This is a genomic window from Streptomyces sp. NPDC107550 (genome assembly GCF_055639095.1).
The window spans coordinates 43,797-66,052 of record NZ_JBVKBC010000015.1; the positions used below are offsets into that span (position 1 = coordinate 43,797).

Sequence of the window (22,256 nt, forward strand, 5' to 3'; positions counted from 1 at the left end):
TGCCGTCAGGCAAGCGAGGGGAGCGCGCCGGGTGCGGTCGCTGGGGATTCCGGTGATCTCCACCGGTGGCTCCCAGCTTCAGCCGACGCGCTTTCCAAGTACGAGAATTCGGGTGCGCATGGCAATGACCCTCCCCCCGGCACGCAGTCGGTGTCAAGTGGGTGGGACGGGAGTCTCATTATGTGAGCGCGGCCCCGGCGCCCCCGCGAACACCGGCTCGGCCGGCCCGGCAGGCAGGGGGTACTCCCCCGAGGCCAGCGCCCGCCGCAGCCGGTACTCGTCCAGGGGCCCGGAGAACGCCATGCCCTGTCCGTGCGTACAGCCCATCGCCCGCAGCGCCACCACCTGTTCGGGCAGGTCGACGCCGTCCGCCACGGAGATGAGACCGAGGTCCCCGGCGATCCTGAGCAGCCCGCTGGTGATCTTGTGCAGGCGCGCGGACTCCACGACGCCCTCCACCAGCGAACGGTCCAGGCGCAGGATGTCCACGGGCAGTCTGCGCAGCGCCGTGATCGCCGCGTGACCGCTGCCGAAGCCGTCGAGCGCGATCCGTACGCCGAGTCGGCGCAGCGCCGTCAGCCGGCGCTCCAGCTCGTCCAGGGGCACGCGCGGGTCGCTGCCGGCGAGTTCGATGACGAGCGCGCCGGACGGCAGGCCGTGCCGGGTGAGCAGCGCCTCCACGGAGCCGAGCGGCATGCCGCGGTCCAGGAGGCGGCGGGCGCTCATCCGGACGGCGACGGGTGTGGTGTGGCCGCTGCGGGCGCGGTCGGCGGCCTGCGCGACGGCTTCCTGGAGGACCCAGCGGCCCAGCTCGGCGGTGCGCTCGCTGTCGTCGGCGGTGCGCAGGAACTCGGCGGGCGTGAAGAGGATGCCCTGCGCCGAGCGCCAGCGGGCCTGCGCGGCGACGGCGGTGATCCGGCCGTCGTCGAGGCTGACGACGGGCTGGTGCAGCAGGGCGAACTGGCCGTCGTGCAGCGCGGAGCGCAGCCGGGTGGCCAGCTCCGCCTTGCGCACGACGTCGGCCTGCATCTGGGGCGCGTACAGCTCGACGCGGCCCTTGCCCGCGGCCTTGGCGCGGTACATCGCCAGGTCCGCGTTGCGCAGCAGCTCGCCGGCGCCGAGGCCGGGCTCGGCGAAGGCGACGCCGATGGAGGCGGCCACCCGTACGTTGTCGTGGCCGTCGATGGTGTACGGCTGGGACAGGCGCGCTCTGAGGCGGTCGGCCAGTTCGTAGATGTGCTGTTCGCGGGCGGTGTGGTCGCGGCTGCCGTCGCCGACGATGAGCGCGGCGAACTCGTCGCCGCCGAGGCGGGCGGCGGTGTCGGAGGACCGGACGGACTCGGCGAGTCTGCGGGCGGCCTGCACGAGCAGTTCGTCGCCCGCCTGGTGGCCGATGGTGTCGTTGACCTGCTTGAAGCCGTCGAGGTCGATGAAGAGGACGGCGGTGCCCCGGTCGCTGGCGCGGCGCCCGGTGAGCGCCTGGCCGACGCGCTTGGTGAACAGGGCGCGGTTGGGCAGGTCGGTGAGCGGGTCGTGCTCGGCGTTGTGCTGCAACTGGGCCTGGAGGCGCACCCGTTCGGTCACGTCGCGGCTGTTGAGGATGAGGCCGCCGTGGTGCCGGTTGATCGTGGACTCCACGTTGAGCCAGCCGCCGGAGCCGGAGCGGAAGCGGCACTCGATGCGGGTGGTGGGCTCCTCGACCTGGCTCGCGGCGAGGAAGCGGCGGATCTCGTGGACGACGCGGCCGAGGTCCTCGGGGTGGATGAGCGAGGCCAGTTCGGACCCGACCAGGTCCTCGGCGTCCCGCCCGTAGACCCCGGCGGCGGCCGGGCTGACGTAGCGCAGGATCCCGTTGGGAGCGGCGATCATGATGACGTCGCTCGAACCCTGGACGAGGGAGCGGAAGTGGTTCTCCTTCTGCGCCAGTTCCTGCGTGAGCGTGATGTTGTCCATGAGCATGATGCCCTGCCGTACGACGAGGGCGAGGACGACCGTGCAGGCGGTGAAGAGGACGACCCGGTCGATGCGGTGGCCGTCCAGCACGTTGTACAGGATGCCCAGGGTGCAGACGGCGGCGGCCAGATAGGGCGTCAGCGCGGCGAGCGAACCGGAGATGGGCCGGGTGTGGGTGTGGCCGACCACGTGGCGGCTGCCGGGCGCGGGCCCGCGCTCGTGCGGGGCGGCGGCCCCGCGCGGGCCGACCCAGGGCGCGTACGCGAGCAGCAGGGAGCCGGCGAACCAGCCCGCGTCGAGGATCTCGCCCGAGCGGTAACTGGCGTGCAGCAGCGGCGAGGTGAACAGGGCGTCGCACAGCACGGTCAGGGCCAGCGCGCCGATCGCGGTGTTGACCGCGGTGCGGTTGCCGGGGGAGCGCCGGAAGTGCAGCGCGAGGACCATGCTGACCAGGGCGATGTCGAGCAGCGGGTAGGCGAGCGAGAGGGCGGTGCGGCTGACGCTCTGGCCGTCGTACTTCGCGGTGTGGGCGAGCGCGAGGCTCCAGGAGAGCGTGACGAGGGAGCCCGCGATGAGCCAGGCGTCGAGCGCGAGGCAGATCCAGCCGGCCCTGGTCACCGGGCGCTTGGCGAGCACGAGCAGGCCGACGATCGCGGTCGGCGCGAAGCAGAGGAAGAACAGGTCGGCGAGGCTCGGGGTCGGCACGGCCTCGCGCAGCACGACCTCGTACCAGCCCCACACCCCGTTGCCCAGGGCGACCATGACGGAGGAGAGCGAGAACAGCAGCCAGGCGGGCCGAAAGCGGCTGCGGCGGCTGCGCGCGTACAGGAAGTTGGACACGGCGGCGACGGCGGCCGCGATGCTCAGGCCGAAGTCCCCCATGAACAGGGCGACGCGCTCGCTGCCCCAGCCGAGCGCCGAGCCCGTCGCATAACCCGCGCAGAGCAGGATCAGGAACAACTGCCGTCCCAGCGCCTTGCGTTCGGGGGCGGGCCGGGCCGCCGCCGGACGGACCGGCGCGGGCGCGGGCGCGGGCACCGGAGCGGCACGGTGCGGCACGCGCAGGACGGGGGCGGACGGCGGCGCGGTCACCGGGCCGCCTCGGTCCGTCGGGACGCGCCGGTGTCGCGCTTGCCCCGGCCGGGCTGCTGCTGCCTCTTGCGTCCGCCGCGCGGGCCGCAGCGGTGCGGATGGCCGCGGTGACAGCCGGGACTGCGCCCGTGCGCCGGCGCGCGCGAACCCGGGGGGACCCGCCGTCGGCGGCCCCGTCGCGTCGGATCGTTCACCCATAGGCCGTGCATCGCCCGTCGCCCCCCTCGCAGTCCGTCACTCGTCCCCGGCGCCGCGTACTGAACGGCGCTGCCCCATCGGGACGATACACCAGACTCGTCACTCAGGGACATAGTTCCTCTACGCTCCGTGACGACCAGCGGCGATGGCGGTACGGGCCGCATCCGGGCGGGCGCGGAGCGTGCGCGCCGGGCGGCGGGCGGCCGCACGGGAGGGGTCCGCGGGGCCGCCGTGACGCGGGTCAGCCGGTGGTGAACACGACGTTGTCGAGGGGCTGTCCGGCGGCGAACCGGGTGATCTGCGCGGCCAGCAGGCGCTTGGCCCGGGGCCAGAACGCGGACGTGGGGCCGCCCACGTGCGGGGAGATCAGCACCCCTGGAGCCTGCCACAACGGGTGCCCCTGGGGCAGCGGTTCGGGGTCGGTGACGTCGAGCGCGGCGGTGATCCGGCCGCTCTCCAGTTCGGCGAGGAGGGCCTTGGTGTCGACGACGGGACCCCGGCCGACGTTCACGAGGAGCGCGCCGTCCTTGAGCCTGGCCAGGAACTCCGCGTCGACGAAGCCGCGGGTCTCCTCGGTGAGCGGCGTGACCACGACGACGACGTCGGCCTCGGGCAGCAGCGCGGGCAGGTCGGTGAGCGGGTGCACGGGACCGCGCGGGGTGGTGCGCCCGGAGCGCGCGACGCGCACCACCCGCGCGAGCTCGAAGGGCGCGAGCCGGTCCTCGACGGCCGAGCCGATGGACCCGTAGCCGAGGATCAGGACGGTGCTGTCGGCGAGGGCCGGACGGAAGCCGAGCGCCACTCCCCGCGGTCCTGGCCGCGCACGAAGTCGGGGATGCCGCGCAGGGAGGCCAGGATGAGGGTGAGGGCGAGTTCGGCGGTGCTGGCGTCGTGGACCCCGCGCGCGTTGCACAGCCGTACGCCGGGGCGCAGGTCCTTCAGGCCGCTCTGGACGTGGTCGACGCCCGCCGAGAGGGTCTGCACGGCCTCGACGGAGGTCATGCGTGCGAGGGGGCGGGTGCCGACGCCGGGCGGCTTCATGTACGGGACGACGTAGAAGGCGCAGTCGGCGGGGTCGGCGGGGAAGTCCGGCTCACCGTTCCAGAAACGATACTGCGGGCCTTCGGGGAGGCCGGGGACCTCGTCGGCGGGGAAGGGCAGCCATACATCACCAGTCATGACCAGGAGGCTATGTCAGGAAGGCCGGTGGCCAGAGGTTAGGTTGGGGACTCAGCCAGAGGGCCAGAGGGGGCCGGGGAGGGTCACGAGCAGGTGGAGCGCAAGGCGATCGGCGCGGGGGCGCTCGAAGTGGGGGCGGTCGGGCTCGGCTGCATGCCGATGAGCTGGGCGTACACCGCCTCCCAGCGGCGCGGCGAGGAGTCGGTGCGTACCGTGCACGCGGCTCTCGACCGGGGGTGCTCCCTGCTCGACACCGCCGACATGTACGGGCCGTTCACCAACGAGCTGCTGCTCGGCCGGGTCCTGAAGGAGCGGCGGGCGGACGCGTTCGTGTCGACGAAGGTGGGGCTGCTGGTCGGCGAGCAGCACATCGTCGCCAACGGCCGCCCCGGATATGTGCGGCGGGCCTGCGACGCGTCGCTGCGCCGGCTCCAGACGGACGTCATCGACCTGTACCAGCTGCACCGCCCCGACCCCGAGGTGCCGATCGAGGAGACCTGGGGCGCGATGGCCGAGCTGGTGCGGGCCGGCAAGGTGCGCGCGCTCGGTCTGTGCGCGGTCGGGGCGCGGGCCGGTCGCCGGGGCGGGCGGGCCGGGGTGCATGCCGGAACGATCCGCCAGTTGGAGCGGTTGCAGCAGGTCTTCCCCGTGGGCTCGGTGATGGCGGAGCTGTCGGTGTGGTCGCGCGAGCCCCTGGAGGCGCTGCTGCCGTGGTGCGCGGCGCGCGGGGTCGGCGTCCTCGCGGCGATGCCCCTGGGCAACGGCTTTCTGACCGGCACGCTCACCCCCGGCCAGGGCTTCGAGCGGGACGACCCGCGCGCCCATCACCCGCGTTTCACCGCCGAGATGATGGCGGCGAACCAGCCGATCGTCGCGGGCCTGCGCCGGGTCGCCGCCCGGCACGGCGAGACGGTGACCCCGGCGCAGGTGGCGCTGGCCTGGGTGCTCGCGCAGGGTCCGCATGTCGTCCCGGTGCCGGGCGCGAAGCACGAGCGGTGGGCCGTGCAGAACGCGGCCGCGGCCGAACTGCGGCTGACCGGCGCCGACTTGGCGGAGATCGCCGCGCTGCCCCCGGCGCTCGGCTCCTGGGACTGAGCGGCCGCTCCCCCGGCGCTCGGCTCCTGGGACCGACGGACCGCTCCCCCGCGCGGGCGCGCCGGGCCCACTCGCCCCGCCGGCGGCCCGGGCGGTGTATGAACGTCGGGAGAGGGCGTCGCGTCGAAGGGAATCCATCGTGCTCCGTTCATCCGTGCGGCCGGGCCTGGCCGGGGCGGTCTGTGCCGCGCTCTTGTTCACCGGCGCGTGTTCGCCGGGCGGGGGCGGCGCCTCCGGGCCGTCACCGTCGCCGTCCGCGTCCCATACGGGCGCCTCGGACCCGGCCGCCTCGCGGTCGCCGGGCGACGTGCCGCCCGCGAAGGGCTCGGTGCGGGTGGTGCGCACGGTCGCGCGGGGGCTGAAGACACCGTGGGGGCTGGCGCCGCTGCCCGAGGGCGGGCTGCTCGTCTCCTCGCGCGACGAGGGCACGATCACCCGCGTGGACACCGCCACGGGCCGCACGACGGAACTGGGCGCGGTGCCGGGCGTCGCCCCGGCCGGCGAGGGCGGGCTCCTCGGCCTCGCGCTCTCCCCGTCGTACGCCTCGGACCACATGGTGTACGCGTACTTCACCACCGAGTCCGACAACCGCGTCGCCCGCATGATCTACGACCCGAAGCGGCCCGCCGGGCAGCAACTGGGCGCCCCCGACACGGTGTTCCGGTCGATCCCGAAGGGCACGAACCACAACGGCGGACGGATCGCGTTCGGCCCCGACGGCATGCTGTACGTCGGCACGGGCGAGACGGGCCGCACCGAACTGGCGCAGGACAAGAAGTCGTGGGGCGGCAAGATCCTGCGGCTGACCCCGGACGGCGATCCCGCCCCGGGCAACCCGTTCGGCGACTCCCCCGTCTACTCCTACGGGCACCGCAATGTGCAGGGGCTCGCCTGGGACCGCGACAAGCGGCTGTGGGCCTCGGAGTTCGGGCAGGACACCTGGGACGAGCTGAACCGGATCGTGCCCGGCGGCGACTACGGCTGGCCGGACGCGGAGGGCGACGCGGGCAAGGCGGGCCTGCGTGATCCGGTGGCGCAGTGGCACACGAAGGACGCCTCGCCGAGCGGGATCGCGTACGCGAAGGGGTCGGTGTGGATGGCGGCCCTGCGCGGTCAGCGGCTGTGGCGCGTCCCGCTGGACGGGACGCGGACGGCGCACGAGCCGCGGGCGTTCCTGGAGGGGGAGTACGGGCGGCTGCGCACGGTCGTCGCGGCGGGCGGCGACCGGCTGTGGCTGGTGACGAGCGAGACGGACGGCCGCGGCAGCCCCGGCAAGGGCGACGACCGCGTCCTGGAGCTGAAGGTCAGCTAGCCGCTTCCCCGGGCTCCTCGGGGGCCGCCGGGGTGGCCTGCGGGCGGATGACGACCTTGCCGGAGCCGAGGTCTATCGGGCCCCGGCCGGGGTCGCCGTCGCTGAGGTCGGTGCGGGTCAGCTCCAGCCGTCTGCGCTCGTCGTCCGTGTGCTTGCGACCGGGCGCGAACAGTTCCTCGAACAGGTTGAACACCGCGCCTCCAGGTGGCGTCGCCGGGCCGTGCCCCTGCTTTCAGCGTACGGGAGGGCTCACCCGTACGGGGAAGAGGCGCAGGCGGTGGGCGAGCGCGGCCGCCTCACCGCGCCCGGCGACCCCCAGCTTGGCCAGGATGTTCGACACGTGGACGCTGGCCGTCTTCGGCGAGATGAACAGCTCCTCGGCGATCTGCCGGTTGCTGCGCCCCTCCGCGACCAGGCTCAGCACGTCCCGCTCCCGCCCGGTCAGCCCGAACTCGGCGGCCGGGTCGGCGGGCGCCGCGGGCTGCGGCGCGGGCTCCGGGGCGGCGGTGAGCATCAGGCGGCCGCGCTGGGCGAGCAGCGCGACGGACCGGGCGAGCGGGCGGGCGCCGAGGTGATCGGCGGCGGCCCCGGCGAGGCGCAGCAGCTCCGCGGCCCGTTCGCGGTCGTCGTCCTCGGCGCGGGTGAGCAGCGCCTCCGCGAGCCGGTGCCGGACGCGGGCGAGGTCGTAGGGGCGGCCGAGCGGTTCGAGGGCGGCGACGGTGTCGGCCCAGTCGTCGGCGCCGTCCCGGTCCTCGGCGCGCAGCAGCTCGGTGCGCACCCACTGCTCGTACGCGAGCCAGAGCGGCACCGGGGTCACCTGGCGGGCGGCGACGGCCCGGATGCGGGCGAGCGACGCGGCGCGCCCGGCGTCGGCGGCGGGCAGGCCCCTGGCCTCGCCCTCGGCTGCCGCGGCGGTGACCAGGAGCGGCCACAGATAGCGGTGCTCGCCGCTGGGCAGGCCGGCCGCGACGATCCGCTCCAGGATCTCGCGGGCCTCGGCGACATCGCCCCGGGCGGCGGCGATGCCGAGCGCGAGATGGTCGAGGGGCAGCCCGTACTGGGCCATGGGGTCGTGGGTGCCGTACTGGGCGTGGGCGTCGGCGAGCAGCGCGGACGCCTCGGCGAGGTCGCCGCGGGCGAGGGCGAGGGTGGCGAGGTGGACGCAGCCGGTGCCGCGCGCCTTGTTGCTCAGGCCGCTGCGGCGGGCCCACTCGGCGTCGCGGGCCGCGTCGTCCCAGCGGCCGACGGAGATCAGCGACTCGGCGCGGTTGCCGCGTATCCAGCTCTGGTTGTCGGTCAGGCCGTAGCGCTGGGCGAGGGCCGTGCCCTCGTCGGCGACGCGGACGGCCTCGGCGGAGCGGCCGGCGCTCTCCAGGGTGGAGGGCAGGTTGACGTTGACGCGGGCGACGATGCCGAGGTCGGCGGAGCCGTCGCGCACCGCGTACATCTCGCTCAGGCCGCGCTCGACGTCGCCGGAGTCGACGAGGAGGCTGCCGAGGACCAGGCGGGCGTGGAGTTCGGTCTCGGCGGCGCCGACCATGCGGGCGTACTCGACGGCGCGCTCGGCGGCGGCCAGGGACTCGGCGCCGGGGCGGTGCAGCATGCCCCAGGCGGCGGCGCGGGTGAGCACCTCGGCGTGCACCTCGGACGGCGGAAGTCCCCGTACGAGCTCCTCGGCGGTGGCGATCTCGTCCCAGCCGTCGCCCTTGCGGGTGTGGGCGACGATCGAGGAGCGCTGGATCCAGAACCAGGCGGCGCGCAGCGGGTCGGGCTCGCCCGCCTCGGCGGCCTCGTCGAGCAGGCGCAGGGCCCGCTTGCAGAACTTCATGGCGCGCTCGCGCTCCCCGCACAGGCGCGCGGCGACGGACGCCTCGGCCATCAGGTCGAGGTAGCTGAGCGGGGCGGCCGCGGAGGCGGCGCAGCCTGGGTAGGACTCGGCGTGGTCGAGGGGGCGCAGCGCCGCGCGGATGTCGGAGGGGACGGCGTCCCACAGCTCCATCGCCCGTTCCAGCAGGCGCAGTTGCTCGGTGTAGGCGTGCCGGCGGCGGGCCTCGACGGAGGCGTCGAGGACGGCGGGCAGGGCCCGGGCGGGGTCGTGGGCGTGGTACCAGTACGCGGCCAGGCGCATGACGCGGGCGTCGGCGGGGACGAGTGCGGGGTCGTCCTCCAGGGCTTCGGCGTAGCGGCGGTTGATACGGGAGCGCTCGCCGGGCAGCAGGTCGTCGCTGACGGCCTCGCGGACCAGGGAGTGGCGGAAGCGGTAGCCGTCGCCGTCCGGGGAGGCGAGCAGGATGTTGGCGCCGACGGCGGCGCGCAGGGCCTCGATGAGGTCGTCCTCGGCGAGCCGGGCGACGGCGGCGAGGAGCCCGTATTCGACGGTGGAGCCGCCCTCGGCGCAGATCCGGGCGACGCGCTGGGCCTGCTCGGGCAGCGACTCGACGCGGACGAGGAGGATGTCGCGCAGCGAGTCGGTCAGGCCGGTGGCGCAGCCCTGGGCGGCGGAGACGGCGAGTTCCTCGACGAAGAAGGCGTTGCCGTCGGAGCGGCGGTAGATGTCGTCGACGGTGGCGGGCGCGGGTTCGGCGGCGAGGATGCCGGCGATCTGGCGGGAGACCTCGTCGCGGCTGAGGCGGCCGAGTTCGACGCGGGTGACGGTGCGCAGGCGGTCGAGTTCGGCGAGCAGGGGGCGCAGCGGGTGGCGGCGGTGGACGTCGTCGGAGCGGTAGGTGGCGACGAGGACGAGCCGGCCGCTGCGCAGGCCGCGGAAGAGGTAGGCGAGCAGGTGGCGGGTGGAGGCGTCGGCCCAGTGCAGGTCCTCCAGGACGAGCACGACGGTGTGCTCGGCGGTGACGCTCTCCAGGAGCCGCGCGGTGAGTTCGAACAGGCGGGCCGTCGCGGTCTCGTCGCCGAGGCCGTCGAGCGCGGGCCCGTGATCGGCGAGGCGCCCCAACTCCGGCAGGATGCGCGCCAGTTCGCTCTCATGCCCCTCGGCCGCCGCGTCCAGGGCGTCCGGCAGGCGGCGGCGCAGGGCGCGCAGGGCGCCGGAGAAGGGGGCGTAGGGCAGGCCGTCGGCGCCGATCTCGACGCAGCCGCCGGTGACGACGACGGCGTCGGCGCGGGCGGCCGCGGCGGCGAACTCCTCGACGAGCCGGGTCTTGCCGACGCCGGCCTCACCGCCGATCAGCAGCGCCTGGGGTTCGCCGTCGGCGGCGCGGGCGAGGGCGTTGCCGAGCACGCCCAACTCGTCGGCGCGGCCGACGAAGACGGGGCTGACGGACCGGTTCTCCACGCCGCTGAGCATCGCACACGTGCCGCTCACGGCGCCGCCGATATCCGCGCCCGGGTACGGGTCCGGGCCCGTACCCCTCGCGGGGTGCGGGCCCGGCAGGGGCACTTCGGGTGCCGCGTCGGCGCCGGGGCCGGGGGCCCTCACGCGGCGCGGGTCAGGCGCTCGGCGGCGGACCGCGCGTCCCGCGGGGTGTTCACCCCGGTGCGGGGGCTCGGGCCGGCGACGGCGCGGCGGCGGGCGGCACGCTCGGCGCGGCGGGCGCTGAACGCGGCGCGGGCCAGGCGGTGTTCGTCGGCCCGGCGGCGCAGGTCGGCGGTGTGCTGCTGGTGCATGTCGTACGTGAACACGGCTTCTCCCTGGGGGACTTCGAGGTGTTCGCGGCGTGTTTTCCGCGATGCCTCGACTCTCGTCCCCCAGGGGGGTACGGCACATCGGGCGACTGCCGCATTCGGCGGGCCGGGGGTGCCTTAGGCGCCGGGTGCGGGGCCTTAGTCGCCCCGGGCGGGGGCCTCAGGGCCGTAAGGGCGCCCCGGGCGGGGGCCCCTCCGGCCGTAAGGACGCCCCGGTCGTGAGCCGGTTGTCAGCCCGTCTTGGGCAGGCCGAGGAGCAGGTCGGAGTACTTGGCGACCGCGAGCAGCAGGCCGAGCACGCCGAGGGCGACACCGGCCCACGCGGTCGACTTGATCCACGCCGCCTGCGGCCGGCCGGGCTCGCCGAATGCGGGCCGCGCGAGGACGACCGCGCCGATGACGAGCGCGATCAGGGAGAAGATCCCGCCGACGACGGCGGCGGCGTGCCAGGCGTCGCCGTAGACCTCGGAGACCTGCTTGGCGACGCCGGCGCCCTGGGAGGTGTTGAGCTGCCCGATGAGGGACTCGCGGGCGGAGGCGATGGTGCCGAGCCAGCTCCCGCTGAGGGCGACGACACCGAGGGCGACGGAGACGATGGCGCCGGCGCCCTGGCCCACGCCGCTCTGCCGGGCCTCGGCGTTCTCCTTCTCCAGCTCGGCGAGTTCGGCCTCGGCGGCGGCCTCCGCCGCGGCCTCGTCCTCGTCGTGCTCGTGCCCGGCGGGCGTGGCGGCGGTCCCGGCAGCCGCCGTCTTCTCGGGGGTCGCGGCCTCGGAGGTCTCGGAGGTCTCGGAGGTCGCCGCCTCGGGGGTGGCGGCCTCGGTGCCCTCGGGGGTGTGCTCGCTCTCCTCCCGCGTCTCGGCGTCGCGCTGCGCGTCAGTCTTCGTAGTCATGAGGCGCACGGTACGGACGCTGTCTGAGAGCCGTCTTAACGTCCCCTGTGCAGACCGCCCGCCCCGCTCAGCCGGCCGCGCGGGCGGTACGCCACTCCGGGGCGAGCAGCGACCAGAGTTCCAGGTCGTGGCGGGTGCCGCGCCAGAGGTGGGCCTCGCGGCGGACGCCTTCCTTCGTGAAGCCGAGGCGGCGGGCGACGTTCAGGCTCGGCGTGTTGCCGGCGGCGGCGATCCACTCGACGCGGTGGATGCCGCGCTCCTCGACGAGCCAGTCGATGAGGTGCCGCATGGCCCGGGTGACGAGGCCGCGTCCGGTGGCGGCGGGCTCCAGCCAGCAGCCCACTTCGGCGTTGCCGCGCTCGGCCTCCAGGTTGAGGGTGAGCACACCCCCGACGAGCGTGCCGTCGAGCCAGATGCCCTGGTACGCGGCCGAGTCGGCGGCGCGCAGTTCGGCGTACCGGCGCAGGGTGGCGCGGGCGGATCCGGTGTCGGTGGCCTGCGAGCCGAACGGGATGAACGTGCCGATGAAGTCGCGGCCGCGCTCCAGATGGGCGAGGAACTCCTCGGCGTGCCAGGTCTCCAGCGGGCGCAGTTCGGCGCCGTCACCGAGCGGTATCGCGTACATCGGGCTCCTCCAGGGGCCGGTCAGGGGCGGGGGCGAGCGCGTCGGCGTGCGTGAGGCGCTGCCCGGGGATCTTCGCACTCGCGCGGGCCCGGCATTCGGGCGGCTCGATGCTCAGGCGGGGCAGGCGGCGATCGAGCCAGGCGGGCAGCCACCAGTTGGCGCCGCCGAGCAGGTGCATGAGGGCCGGGACGAGCAGGGTGCGCAGGACGAACGCGTCGAGGGCGACGGCGGCGGCGAGCGCGATGCCGAACATGGCGATGACCCGGTCGCCGCTGAGCACGAAGGCGAGGAACACCGAGATCATGATGACGGCGGCGGAGTTGATGACGCGGCTGGTCTCGGCGAGGCCTACGCGGACGGCGCGCCGGTTGTCGCGGGTCTCCAGCCATTCCTCGTACATCCGGCTCACGAGGAAGACCTGGTAGTCCATGGAGAGTCCGAACAGGACCGAGACCATGATCACGGGCAGGAACGGTTCGATGGGCCCGGAGCGGCCGAGGCCGAGCGGTTCGCTGCCCCAGCCCCACTGGAAGACCACGACGACGACCCCGAACGCGGCGGCGACGGCCGCGATGTTCATGGCGGCGGCCTTGAGCGGGATGCCGATCGAGCGGAACGCGAGCAGCAGCAGGACGCAGCCGAGTCCGACGACGACCCCGACGAACAAGGGCAGTTTGCCGACGACGACGTCCGCGAAGTCGTCGTAGCTCGCAGTGACCCCGCCGACCTGCACATCGAGCGTGGTGCCGTGTTCGGCGGCGGGTACGACGTCGGTGCGCAGCCGGTCGACGAGGTCGCTGGTGCGCTGCGACTGGGGCGCGGAGTCGGGCACGACGGTGAGGTAGGCGCTGGTGTCGTCGGCGTTGTAGGTGACCGGCGAGACGGCGGCGACGCCCTCGGTGGCACGCAGGTCGGCGGCGAGGTGGCCGAGGGCCAGTTTGTCGCGGGCGCCGTCGACGCCGGTGACGAGGGTGAGGGGGCCGTTGGTGCCGGGGCCGAAGCCGTCGGCGAGCAGGTCGTACGCCTTGCGGGTGGTGGAGGAGGCCGGGTTGTTGCCCTGGTCGGACGTGCCGAGGTGGAGGAAGAGGGTCGGCAGGGCGAGCACGGTGATCGCGGCGAGCGCGAGTCCGCCGAGCAGCTTGGGCCGGCGCTCGACGAACGCGGCCCAGCGCGCGGCGAGCCCGGACGGCACGGCGGGCTCGGGCCCGTGCTCGGCGAGCCGGCGCCGCTCGCGCCGGGACAGGGCGCGGGGGCCGATGTAGGAGAGCAGCGCGGGCAGCAGCGTGACGGACGCGGCGACCGTGAGCAGGACGGTGAGAGCGGCGGCTACGGCGACGCCGTTGAGGAAGCCGAGCCGCAGGATGAGCATGCCGAGCAGGGCGATGCACACGGTGGCGCCCGCGAAGACGACGGCGCGTCCGGTGGTGGCGACGGCCCGTTCGGCGGCCTCGGCGACGGGCAGGCCCCGGCGCAGGCCCTTGCGGTGCCGGGTGACGATGAACAGGGCGTAGTCGATGCCGACGCCGAGGCCGACGAGCATGCCGAGCATCGGGGCGAAGTCGGCGACGGTCATGGCGTGCCCGAGCAGGCCGATGCCCGCGTAGGCGGTGCCGACGGCGACGAGGGCGGTGGCGATGGGCAGCGAGGCGGCGGCGAGCGAGCCGAACGCAAGGAACAGCACGACGGCGGCGACGACCACGCCGATGACCTCGGACAGATGGGCGGAGGCCGACTCGGTCTGGGCGACGGCCGTGCCGCCCGCCTCGACCTGGAGGCCGTCCGGCCCGTGCTGCACGGCGGCGCGGGCGGTGTCGACGACGGCCCGCGCCTGGGCCTCGGGGATGTCGTCGGCCTGGTGGGTGAAGGTGACGGTGGCGTACGCGGTGTGCCCGTCGGCGCTGATCTGCGCGGCGCCGCCCGCCTCGTAGGGCGAGCCGACGGCGGCGATGCCGGGCAGCTTCGCCACCTGTTCCAGCGTGTTGCTCATCGCCGTCTGGACGTCGGCGGCGCGCACGGTGGAGCCCTCGATGTGCCACACGACGGTGTCGCTGTCGCCGCCGAGTCCCTGGAAGCCGTCGTTCAGGAGCTGGGTGGCGCGGCCGGACTCGGTGCCGGGTGCCTCGTAGTCGTTCGAGTAGGAGGTGCCGGCGACGGCGGCGGCCGCGCTGGTGCCGCCGAGGGCGAGCAGCCAGAGCAGGACGACCACGAGCCGGTGCGTGACACACCAGCGGGCGAGTGCGGCCACGGTCGTGCTCCCTGGGTGTTTCGTGGATCTTTATCGGGAACAGTCGGTGATCGCCTGATCAGCCCGTAAAGAACGCATGAGCAGTTGCCGGCCACTCTTGCAGGCAGACGTGATCCTTTGTCGCTTTCGTGGGCTTACTCACAGGGGGTGTCGTACGCCCCCGGTCCCCCGGGCCCGGCGCGGTGACCAGGCCCGGAGGGGGCCGTGCGGTCAGCCGGAGACGCTGGGCCGCCCGTTCTCGATGTGACCCATCAGGCGCCGGTGCAGGGTGTCGGCGGTGACGGCGATGTCGTACCAGCCGTGCGCCTTGTCCGTGTCGTGGACCACGGTCACCGTGCGGCCTGGGCGCACCGAGACGGTACGGGTGCCGACGGTGACCGCGCGGGCGGCGGTGCCGCCGTTGCGCAGCCGCACCCGCAGCACGCGGCCCTTCGCGTCGACGCTCGTGGTCACGTCGAGGGCGTCGTCGGCGCGGCCCCGGAACTCGCGGCGGAAGCCGTTGGGCCCGGTCACCACGAAGTCGTACGCGCCCTGCCGCACCGGGACGCTGATCTGCGCGTCGCGGAGCACGTCGTGGTGCTGCGGGGCCGCGTACTCGCCCGCGTACGGGTAGAGCGCGAAGTGGGTGCTGGCGCGCCCGGCGTTGACGAGGCTCAGCGTGAGGGCGCCGTCCCGCACGCGCGCGTGGGCGTCGGGCTGGTAGGGCAGCGGGCGGGCCGGGCGCGTGCCGGGCTCCTGGCGGGGCATGGTCTGCTTCGCCGGCGGCTGCGGGGCCCAGCGCCCGCTGAACGCCGGGATGGCGCCGGGCTGCTCGATCTCGGGCCTGCGGGCGGTGTGCCGGAAGTCGAAGGCGCTGGTGAGGTCGCCGGTGACCTGGCGGCGCCAGGCGCTGATGTTGGGCTCGCGCACCCCGGTCCACTGTTCGAGGAAGCGGATGACGGAGGTGTGGTCGAAGACCTCGGAGCAGACGTAGCCGCCGACGGTCCACGGCGAGACGACGAGCATCGGCACGCGCGCGCCGAGCCCGGTGGGCAGGCCCTTCCAGCGCTCCTCGGTGACGTCGGCGCCGGGCACGGGCGGCGGGACGTGGTCGAAGAAGCCGTCGTTCTCGTCGTAGTTGATGAAGACGGCCGTCTTGCGCCACACGTCGGGGTGCGAGGCGAGCGCGTCGAGGACCTTGTAGACGATGGTCGCGCTGTGGATCGGCGAGGAGACCGAGGGGTGCTCGGAGTCGACGGCCGACGGCACGAGGTAGGAGACGCGCGGCAGCCGGCGCGCGGCGACGTCCTTGGCGAACGCCTCGGCGAGCGTCCCGGTCGGCACGCGGCGCAGCGCCCGCTCGAACAGGGACCGCTCGCTCCTGGTCAGGCCGGCGACGCCCTTGTCGAGCGTGGCGAGCAGGGCATCGCGCTCGGCGTCGTCCTTGGCGTCGCGCACCTTGGCGTAGAAGGCCTCCATGTAGGTCAGGCCGGTGCCGGCGAGGACCTTGCGGGCGATGGCCTTGAAGGTGGCGAAGAACTCGATCTGGTTGTCGGTGAAGTTCTCCCACTCGGTGTACGTCTGCCAGGAGATCCCCGCCTTCTCCAGCCGCTCGGCGTACGTGCCCCAGTCGTAGCCGGGGTGGGTGTCCTCGGCGTAGGCGTCGTTGCCGACGGCGCGGTTGCCGTTCGGCTCGTAGCCGGTCTTGCCGCTCCACAGGTGGTTGCGGTTGGGGCTGGTGGAGGAGTGGATGGAGGAGTGGTAGGCGTCGCAGACGGTGAAGGTGTCGGCGAGTTCGTAGTGCAGCGGGATGTCCTCGCGCGTGTAGAACGCCATGGTCGCCGCGGTCTTCGCGGTGATCCAGCCGTCCATCCACCCGTCGTGCCACGCCTTGGCGCCGCCGGACCAGGAGTGGTCGAGGGCGCCGATGTACTGGAGGTCCTTCTTCTGCGCGGCGGCGGCCTCGCGCACGGGGAAGGGCAGGACGGTGCGCAGGGCGCCGGGCTGTTCGAAGACGCTGGTGCCGCCGGGCAGCGTGATCGCGTTGCGGTCGCCGAAGCCGCGCACCCCGCGCAGGGAGCCGAAGTAATGGTCGAAGGAACGGTTCTCCTGCATCAGGATCACGACATGCTCGATGGCGTCGAGCCCGCCCTCGGGCGGCGCGCCCCGCTCCGCCTGCGCCGCGACGGCCTGCTGGAGCGAGGGCGGCAGAAACGATCCGACGGCGGCGGCGCCGAGCGCCCCTCCCCCGACGGCCATGAGACGTCTGCGGGAAAACTCGGGGGACGTGGGCTCCACTGCGGCCTCCGTACGTATTGGTCTGCACTCGACCCATTGACTGATCCGGCCGGGACGCTAGCGAGGCCAGATGTCCCTGGGAAGTACGTGAACCAGCCGAAACGTAAACGTCCAAGCGCCCGCGACAAAGGTCCAACAAACGCTCGGCGTGCCGCCCGGGTCAGCCGAGCACGGCGAGCGACGCCCAGAGCGCGAGGGTCGAGGCGAGCAGCGTCAGGGGCACGGTCAGCAGCCCGAGCCGGGTGAACTCGCCGAGCTCCGGCTCGGTCCCGTGCGCCTGCACGACCCGCCGCCACAGCAGCGTCGCCAGCGAGCCCACGTACGTCAGGTTCGGCCCGAGGTTCACGCCGATGAGCGCGGCGAGCACGGGCCCCGGCCCCGCGGGGGCGACGACGGGAAGCAGGGCGAGGGTCGCGGGCAGGTTGTTGATGACGTTGGACAGCAGCGCGGCGAGCCCGGCGACCGCCAGCAGCGCGGGCAGCGAGGACCCGGCGGGCAGCACCCGGGCGAGCGCGTCCCCGAGCCCGTGGTCCACGACGGCCCGCACCACGATGCCGAGCGCGAGGACGAACAGGCAGAACGGCAGGTTCAGCGCGCCCAGCAGCTCCTTCGCCGTGGAGTGCCCGCGCGCCAGCGCCCGCGCCCCGAGCACGGCGGCGCCCGCGAACGCGGCCCACAGCGGCTCGATCCCGGCGAACGACGTGACGACGAACCCGGCGAGCGTCAGCGCCAGGACGACCAGCGTGAACACCGGTACGGGGGTGCGATCCGCCGCCTCCGGTTCATGCGCCGGGGCGGCGAGATCACCGGCGAACCACCACCGGAAGACCGCGTACTCGACGCCGATCGCGACCAGCCAGGGCAGCGCCATCAGCCCGGCGAACCGCGAGAAGGTCAGCCCGCTCGCGGCGAACGCCAGCAGGTTCGTCAGATTGGAGACGGGCAGCAGCAGCGACGCGGAGTTGGCGAGGTGCGCGCCCGCGTAGACGTGCGGGCGGGGGCGGGCGCCGATGCGGGCGGCGGTGGCGAAGACGACCGGGGTGAGCAGGACGACGGTGGCGTCCAGGCTCAGGACGGCGGTGACGGCGGCGGCGACCGCGAACACCCCGCCGAGCATCCGCGTCGGGCTGCCGTGACAGACCCGCGCGACGGCGTCACCGGCGGCCTTGAACAGCCCCTCGTCGGCGCAGAGCCGCGCCAGCAGCAGGATCGCCGCGAGGAACCCGACGACGGGCAGCAGCTCCCGGGTCCCGGCCCAGGCATGCCCCGGGCTGACCACGCCCGCGGCGACGGCGACCCCGGCGGCGGGCACGGCGAACACGGCCTCGGGCAGACCCCGGGGCCGCACCACGGCGAACACGAGGGTCCCGACCAGCAGAAAAACAGACAGAACCAAGGGGAACCCCAAGAATCAAGCCCCGCAGATCAAGCCCCTGCGGCGTTTGAGCAGCGGGGTCCGGGGCGGAGCCCCGTGGCGGCGCGAAGAAGGGGCGGCGACCCCTGATCCCCGTACGGAAGGTACGAGGAACGGGCCCGCCGCCCCCGACAGACCTCAGCCCTCGCTGACGCCCAACTTCTCAAGGATCAGTTCCTTGACACGCGCCGCGTCGGCCTGCCCCCGGGTCGCCTTCATGACGGCCCCGACGAGCGCCCCCGCGGCGGCGACCTTCCCGCCCCGGATCTTCTCGGCGACGCCGGCGTTCGCGGCGATCGCCTCGTCCACGGCGGCGGACAGCGCACCCTCGTCGGACACGACCTTCAGACCGCGCTTGTCGACGACCTCGTCAGGCGTGCCCTCACCCTTGAGGACGCCCTCGATGACCTGCCGGGCCAGCTTGTCGTTGAGGTCACCCTTGGCGACCAGCTCGGACACCCGCGCCACATGCTCGGGCGTGATGGGCAGCTCGCCCAGCTCGACACCCTGCTCGTTGGCGTTGCGCGCCAGCTCACCCATCCACCACTTACGGGCGGACGCCGCGTCCGCGCCCGCGTTGATCGTGGCGACGATGGGCCCGATGGCCCCCGCGTTGCGGATCGACTGCATGTCGTGGGCGCTGATGCCCCACTCCCCGATCAGCCGGTTGCGCTGAGCGAGCGGCAGCTCCGGAAGACCGGCGCGCAGTTCCTCGACCCACTCGCGGGAGGGGGCCACCGGCACGAGGTCCGGCTCGGGGAAGTAGCGGTAGTCCTCGGCGTTGTCCTTGATGCGGCCCGAGGTGGTGGAGCCGTCCTCCTCGTGGAAGTGACGGGTCTCCTGCACGATGGTGCCGCCCGAGGACAGCACGGCGGCGTGCCGCTGGATCTCGTAGCGCGCCGCCCGCTCGACCGAACGCAGCGAGTTCACGTTCTTGGTCTCGGAGCGGGTGCCGAACTCCTTCGTCCCGTCGGGCCGCAGGGAGAGGTTGACGTCGCAGCGCATCTGGCCCTTGTCCATCCGCGCCTCGGACACGTCCAGGGAGCGGATGACCTCGCGCAGCTCGGCGACGTAGGCGCGGGCGACCTCGGGGGCGCGCTCGCCGGCGCCCTCGATCGGCTTGGTGACGATCTCGATGAGGGGGATGCCCGCGCGGTTGTAGTCGAGCAGCGAGTGCGAGGCGCCGTGGATACGGCCCGTCGCGCCGCCGACGTGCGTCGATTTGCCGGTGTCCTCCTCCATGTGGGCGCGCTCGATCTCCACGCGGAAGACCTCGCCGTCCTCCAGCTGTACGTCGAGGTAGCCGTTGAAGGCGATGGGCTCGTCGTACTGGGAGGTCTGGAAGTTCTTCGGCATGTCCGGATAGAAGTAGTTCTTCCGGGCGAAGCGGCACCACTCGGCGATCTCGCAGTTGAGGGCGAGACCGATCTTGATGGCGGACTCGACGCCGATCTCGTTCACGACCGGCAGCGCGCCGGGCAGGCCGAGACAGGTCGGGCAGGTCTGGCTGTTGGCGTCCTGCTTCAGCTCGGTGGAGCAGCCGCAGAACATCTTCGTCTTCGTACCGAGCTCGACATGGACCTCAAGGCCCATGACGGGGTCGTACGACGCGAGCGCGTCCTCGTAGGACAGCAGCTCGGGAGTGGTCGTGGCAGTCACGATGTCTGGTACTTCCCTCTCAGCCCAGCAGGACGTCGTCGTCGCCCAGGCGCTTGAGCTCCCGGTAGAGGATCGCCACACCGGTGACGATGGCGGCGGCGGACACGGCGGCGTCGATCAGCCGCAGGGTGTCGTTGTCGTTGCGCGCCATCTTCGCCTGCTTCGCCACGCTGATCGCACCGAAGGCGGTGCTGGCCAGCGAGACGTAGACACCGGTCTTGGACTTCTTGAAGTTCTTGGCCTTCTTTGCCATGGCACTCACAGCGACGGAGCCTCCTCTAGCAGCGGGTGGCCCCACTTTTCCACGAAGGCGGCCTCGACGGCGGCGCCCACCTTGTACAGGCGGTCGTCCTTCATGGCGGGGGCGATGATCTGCAGGCCGACCGGCAGCCCGTCCTCGGGTGCGAGGCCGCAGGGCAGCGACATGGCCGCGTTGCCGGCCAGGTTGGTCGGGATGGTGCACAGGTCCGCGAGGTACATCGCCATCGGGTCGTCGGCGCGCTCGCCGATCGGGAAGGCGGTGGTCGGCGTCGTCGGCGAGACGATGACGTCGACCTGCTCGAACGCGGCTTCGAACTCCCGCGTGATGAGCGTACGGACCTTCTGGGCACTGCCGTAGTACGCGTCGTAGTAGCCGGAGCTGAGCGCGTACGTGCCCAGGATGACGCGGCGCTTGACCTCGTCGCCGAAGCCGGCCTCGCGGGTGAGCGCGGTGACCTCCTCGGCGGAGTGCGTGCCGTCGTCGCCGACCCGCAGGCCGTAGCGCATGGCGTCGAACCGGGCGAGGTTCGAGGAGCACTCGGACGGCGCGATCAGGTAGTACGCCGACAGCGCCAGGTCGAAGGTCGGGCAGTCCAGCTCGACGATCTCGGCGCCGAGCTTCTGGAGCAGTTCGACGGACTCGTCGAAGCGCTGCACGACGCCGGCCTGGTAGCCCTCGCCGCGGAACTGCTTGACGACGCCGACGCGCATGCCCTCGACCGAGCCGTTGCGCGCGGCCTCGACGACCGGCGGGACCGGCGCGTCGATGGACGTCGAGTCGAGCGGGTCGTGCCCGGCGATGGCCTCGTGCAGCAGGGCCGCGTCCAGGACCGTACGGGCGCAGGGCCCGCCCTGGTCGAGCGAGCTGGAGAAGGCGACCATGCCGTAGCGCGAGACGCCGCCGTACGTGGGCTTGACGCCGACGGTGCCGGTGACGGCGGCGGGCTGGCGGATGGAGCCGCCGGTGTCCGTGCCGATGGCGAGGGGGGCCTCGTAGGCGGCGAGCGCGGCGGAGGAACCGCCGCCGGAGCCGCCGGGGATGCGGGTGAGGTCCCACGGGTTGCCGGTCGGGCCGTACGCGCTGTTCTCGGTGGAGGACCCCATGGCGAACTCGTCCATGTTGGTCTTGCCGAGGATGACGATGTCGGCGGCCTTCAGGTTCTTGACCAGCGTCGCGTCGTAGGGCGGGATCCAGCCTTCGAGGATCTTGGAGCCGACCGTGGTCGGGATGCCCTCGGTGGTGAAGATGTCCTTCAGCGCGAGCGGGACGCCGGCCAGCGGGCCGAGCTTCTCGCCGCGCTCACGCTTGGCGTCGACGGCGCGGGCCTGCGCGAGCGCGCCCTCGCGGTCGACGTGCAGGAACGCGTGGACCTTCTCGTCGACGGCCTCGATCCGGGCCAGGTGGGCCTCGGTGACCTCGACGGCCGTCAGCTCGCCGGAAGCGATCTTCGCGGCGGTCTCGGCGGCGGTGAGCTTGATGATGTCCGTCATGACTTCTTAGTCCTCCCCCAGGATCTGCGGCACCTTGAAACGCTGCTGCTCCTGGGCCGGGGCGCCGGAGAGCGCCTGCTCGGGGGTGAGCGACGGACGGACCTCGTCCGCGCGCATGACGTTCGTCAGCGGCAGCGGGTGGGAGGTCGGCGGTACGTCTTGGTCGGCGACCTCGCTGACGCGGGCGACCGCGCCGATGATGTCGTCGAGCTGGCCTGCGAAGTGGTCGAGCTCTTCGGGCTTCAGCTCCAGACGCGCCAGCCGGGCGAGGTGGGCGACCTCCTCGCGCGTGATGCCAGGCATGCAGCGATCCTCTGGGGTGAGTGTGTGTGGTTTGGGGCCAATCCTATGGGTCGGAAGACCCTGAGCCCTAAACGGTTTCCCGCAGTCCCGTACGGGACTGCCCGACGGCTTCCCCGCGGCGGCTCAGCTACGCCTGTTCTCCCAGACCGCGCTGGTCAGGAAGTGGTTGTCGTAGCGGTCCTGCACGGCGAGGAGGGACTCGCGGCTCAGCTCGCCGAGGGCGACGCGCCGCAGGTCACGGAAGTACTCGAACCGCTCGACGCCGGGGGTGATCACGATGAGCAGGTCGGCCTCGCAGCCGGGCACGGCGGCGAACGCGTGCGCGGTCCCGGGCGGCACGACGACGAGGTCGCCCTTGCCGCCGGTGACGATCCGCTCCCCCGACAGGAACTCGGCGGCGCCGTCGAGCACGTAGAACATCTCGGCGCTGCGCGTGTGGTGGTGCGGCACCGCCCCGTTCGCGCCCTCGCCGAGGATGACGCGCTGGGTGGACAGGGCGCCGCCGGTGGCGCTCGCGTCGGCGAGCAGTTGCACGGTGGTGGGCGCCTCGCCGACCAGCTCGGCCGCCGCCTCCCGTACGACGACCGTGTCGTCGAACTCCGGAACGATGAACGTCATCTCTT

Annotated in this window: 16 protein-coding genes and 1 pseudogene; 2 read left to right on the forward strand and 15 right to left on the reverse strand. The window is 73.5% G+C overall.

The window, feature by feature from the left end; all coding sequences use genetic code 11:
* Positions 1 to 153 precede the first annotated feature (153 nt).
* Together ACZ7LY_RS20670 and ACZ7LY_RS20675 are read right to left on the reverse strand one after the other, a co-directional pair.
* A complete protein-coding gene (locus ACZ7LY_RS20670) occupies positions 154 to 3,045 on the reverse strand; it encodes a putative bifunctional diguanylate cyclase/phosphodiesterase (protein ID WP_471626095.1) in 2,892 nt (963 codons plus the stop codon).
* Positions 3,046 to 3,484: 439 nt separating this feature from the next.
* Positions 3,485 to 4,422: pseudogene (locus tag ACZ7LY_RS20675) on the reverse strand (2-hydroxyacid dehydrogenase).
* 93 nt (positions 4,423 to 4,515) lie between these two features.
* Here ACZ7LY_RS20675 and ACZ7LY_RS20680 point away from each other — a divergent pair.
* Positions 4,516 to 5,517, forward strand: a complete 1,002-nt coding sequence (locus ACZ7LY_RS20680) for an aldo/keto reductase (protein WP_471626096.1) — start codon at positions 4,516 to 4,518, stop codon at positions 5,515 to 5,517.
* 136 nt (positions 5,518 to 5,653) lie between these two features.
* On the forward strand, positions 5,654 to 6,829 hold the full coding sequence (locus tag ACZ7LY_RS20685) for a PQQ-dependent sugar dehydrogenase (protein ID WP_471626188.1): 1,176 nt from the start codon (positions 5,654 to 5,656) through the stop codon (positions 6,827 to 6,829).
* Here the strand turns inward: ACZ7LY_RS20685 and ACZ7LY_RS20690 are convergent.
* The 13 genes from ACZ7LY_RS20690 to ACZ7LY_RS20750 all read right to left on the reverse strand — a co-directional run bounded on the left by ACZ7LY_RS20690 (position 6,822) and on the right by ACZ7LY_RS20750 (position 22,251).
* On the reverse strand, positions 6,822 to 7,022 hold the full coding sequence (locus ACZ7LY_RS20690) for a DUF6191 domain-containing protein (protein WP_471626097.1): 201 nt from the start codon (positions 7,020 to 7,022) through the stop codon (positions 6,822 to 6,824). The two genes, ACZ7LY_RS20685 and ACZ7LY_RS20690, sit on opposite strands and share 8 nt — an antisense overlap.
* A 39-nt stretch (positions 7,023 to 7,061) precedes the next feature.
* The gene (locus ACZ7LY_RS20695) at positions 7,062 to 10,130 is read right to left on the reverse strand and encodes a helix-turn-helix transcriptional regulator (RefSeq protein WP_471626189.1); all 3,069 of its coding nucleotides are present in this window, start codon (positions 10,128 to 10,130) and stop codon (positions 7,062 to 7,064) included.
* A gap of 128 nt (positions 10,131 to 10,258) precedes the next feature.
* Positions 10,259 to 10,465: a hypothetical protein gene (locus ACZ7LY_RS20700; RefSeq protein ID WP_471626098.1), complete on the reverse strand. Its 207-nt coding sequence runs from the start codon at positions 10,463 to 10,465 to the stop codon at positions 10,259 to 10,261.
* A gap of 233 nt (positions 10,466 to 10,698) precedes the next feature.
* Positions 10,699 to 11,358, reverse strand: coding sequence for a hypothetical protein (locus tag ACZ7LY_RS20705; RefSeq protein ID WP_471626099.1), 660 nt, complete (start codon positions 11,356 to 11,358; stop codon positions 10,699 to 10,701).
* Between the two features lie 67 nt (positions 11,359 to 11,425).
* Complete coding sequence (locus ACZ7LY_RS20710; RefSeq protein WP_471626100.1) at positions 11,426 to 11,983, reverse strand: GNAT family N-acetyltransferase; 558 nt, start codon at positions 11,981 to 11,983, stop codon at positions 11,426 to 11,428.
* Positions 11,961 to 14,228, reverse strand: a complete 2,268-nt coding sequence (locus ACZ7LY_RS20715; RefSeq protein ID WP_471626101.1) for an MMPL family transporter — start codon at positions 14,226 to 14,228, stop codon at positions 11,961 to 11,963. Before ACZ7LY_RS20715 ends, ACZ7LY_RS20710 begins: the two co-directional genes overlap by 23 nt.
* Before the next feature lie 210 nt (positions 14,229 to 14,438).
* Positions 14,439 to 16,466 (reverse strand): phosphocholine-specific phospholipase C, encoded by a 2,028-nt coding sequence (locus tag ACZ7LY_RS20720; protein ID WP_471626102.1) that lies wholly within the window; start codon positions 16,464 to 16,466, stop codon positions 14,439 to 14,441.
* Between the two features lie 199 nt (positions 16,467 to 16,665).
* Complete coding sequence (locus ACZ7LY_RS20725) at positions 16,666 to 17,901, reverse strand: SLC13 family permease (RefSeq protein WP_471626103.1); 1,236 nt, start codon at positions 17,899 to 17,901, stop codon at positions 16,666 to 16,668.
* A gap of 156 nt (positions 17,902 to 18,057) precedes the next feature.
* Entirely contained in the window at positions 18,058 to 19,578 is a 1,521-nt protein-coding gene (gene gatB / locus ACZ7LY_RS20730; RefSeq protein WP_471626104.1) for an Asp-tRNA(Asn)/Glu-tRNA(Gln) amidotransferase subunit GatB, read from the reverse strand.
* A 19-nt stretch (positions 19,579 to 19,597) separates the two neighbouring features.
* The gene (locus ACZ7LY_RS20735) at positions 19,598 to 19,831 is read right to left on the reverse strand and encodes a hypothetical protein (RefSeq protein ID WP_471626190.1); all 234 of its coding nucleotides are present in this window, start codon (positions 19,829 to 19,831) and stop codon (positions 19,598 to 19,600) included.
* 5 nt (positions 19,832 to 19,836) lie between these two features.
* On the reverse strand, positions 19,837 to 21,330 hold the full coding sequence (gene gatA / locus ACZ7LY_RS20740) for an Asp-tRNA(Asn)/Glu-tRNA(Gln) amidotransferase subunit GatA (protein ID WP_471626105.1): 1,494 nt from the start codon (positions 21,328 to 21,330) through the stop codon (positions 19,837 to 19,839).
* 6 nt (positions 21,331 to 21,336) lie between these two features.
* Positions 21,337 to 21,633 (reverse strand): Asp-tRNA(Asn)/Glu-tRNA(Gln) amidotransferase subunit GatC, encoded by a 297-nt coding sequence (gene gatC / locus ACZ7LY_RS20745; protein ID WP_018531282.1) that lies wholly within the window; start codon positions 21,631 to 21,633, stop codon positions 21,337 to 21,339.
* 123 nt (positions 21,634 to 21,756) lie between these two features.
* Positions 21,757 to 22,251, reverse strand: coding sequence for a cupin domain-containing protein (locus ACZ7LY_RS20750; protein WP_471626106.1), 495 nt, complete (start codon positions 22,249 to 22,251; stop codon positions 21,757 to 21,759).
* Between the last annotated feature and the right edge of the window lie 5 nt (positions 22,252 to 22,256).

What these genes read in the sequence shown, in the direction of transcription:
- ACZ7LY_RS20695 (WP_471626189.1), bottom strand. Translation starts at nt 10,130, where the DNA reads ATGCTCAGCGGCGTGGAGAACCGGTCCGTCAGCCCCGTCTTCGTCGGC.
- ACZ7LY_RS20705 (WP_471626099.1), bottom strand. Translation starts at nt 11,358, where the DNA reads ATGACTACGAAGACTGACGCGCAGCGCGACGCCGAGACGCGGGAGGAG.
- ACZ7LY_RS20710 (WP_471626100.1), bottom strand. Translation starts at nt 11,983, where the DNA reads ATGTACGCGATACCGCTCGGTGACGGCGCCGAACTGCGCCCGCTGGAG.
- ACZ7LY_RS20720 (WP_471626102.1), bottom strand. Translation starts at nt 16,466, where the DNA reads ATGGCCGTCGGGGGAGGGGCGCTCGGCGCCGCCGCCGTCGGATCGTTT.
- ACZ7LY_RS20735 (WP_471626190.1), bottom strand. Translation starts at nt 19,831, where the DNA reads ATGGCAAAGAAGGCCAAGAACTTCAAGAAGTCCAAGACCGGTGTCTAC.
- gatA (WP_471626105.1), bottom strand. Translation starts at nt 21,330, where the DNA reads ATGACGGACATCATCAAGCTCACCGCCGCCGAGACCGCCGCGAAGATC.
- gatC (WP_018531282.1), bottom strand. Translation starts at nt 21,633, where the DNA reads ATGCCTGGCATCACGCGCGAGGAGGTCGCCCACCTCGCCCGGCTGGCG.
- ACZ7LY_RS20750 (WP_471626106.1), bottom strand. Translation starts at nt 22,251, where the DNA reads ATGACGTTCATCGTTCCGGAGTTCGACGACACGGTCGTCGTACGGGAG.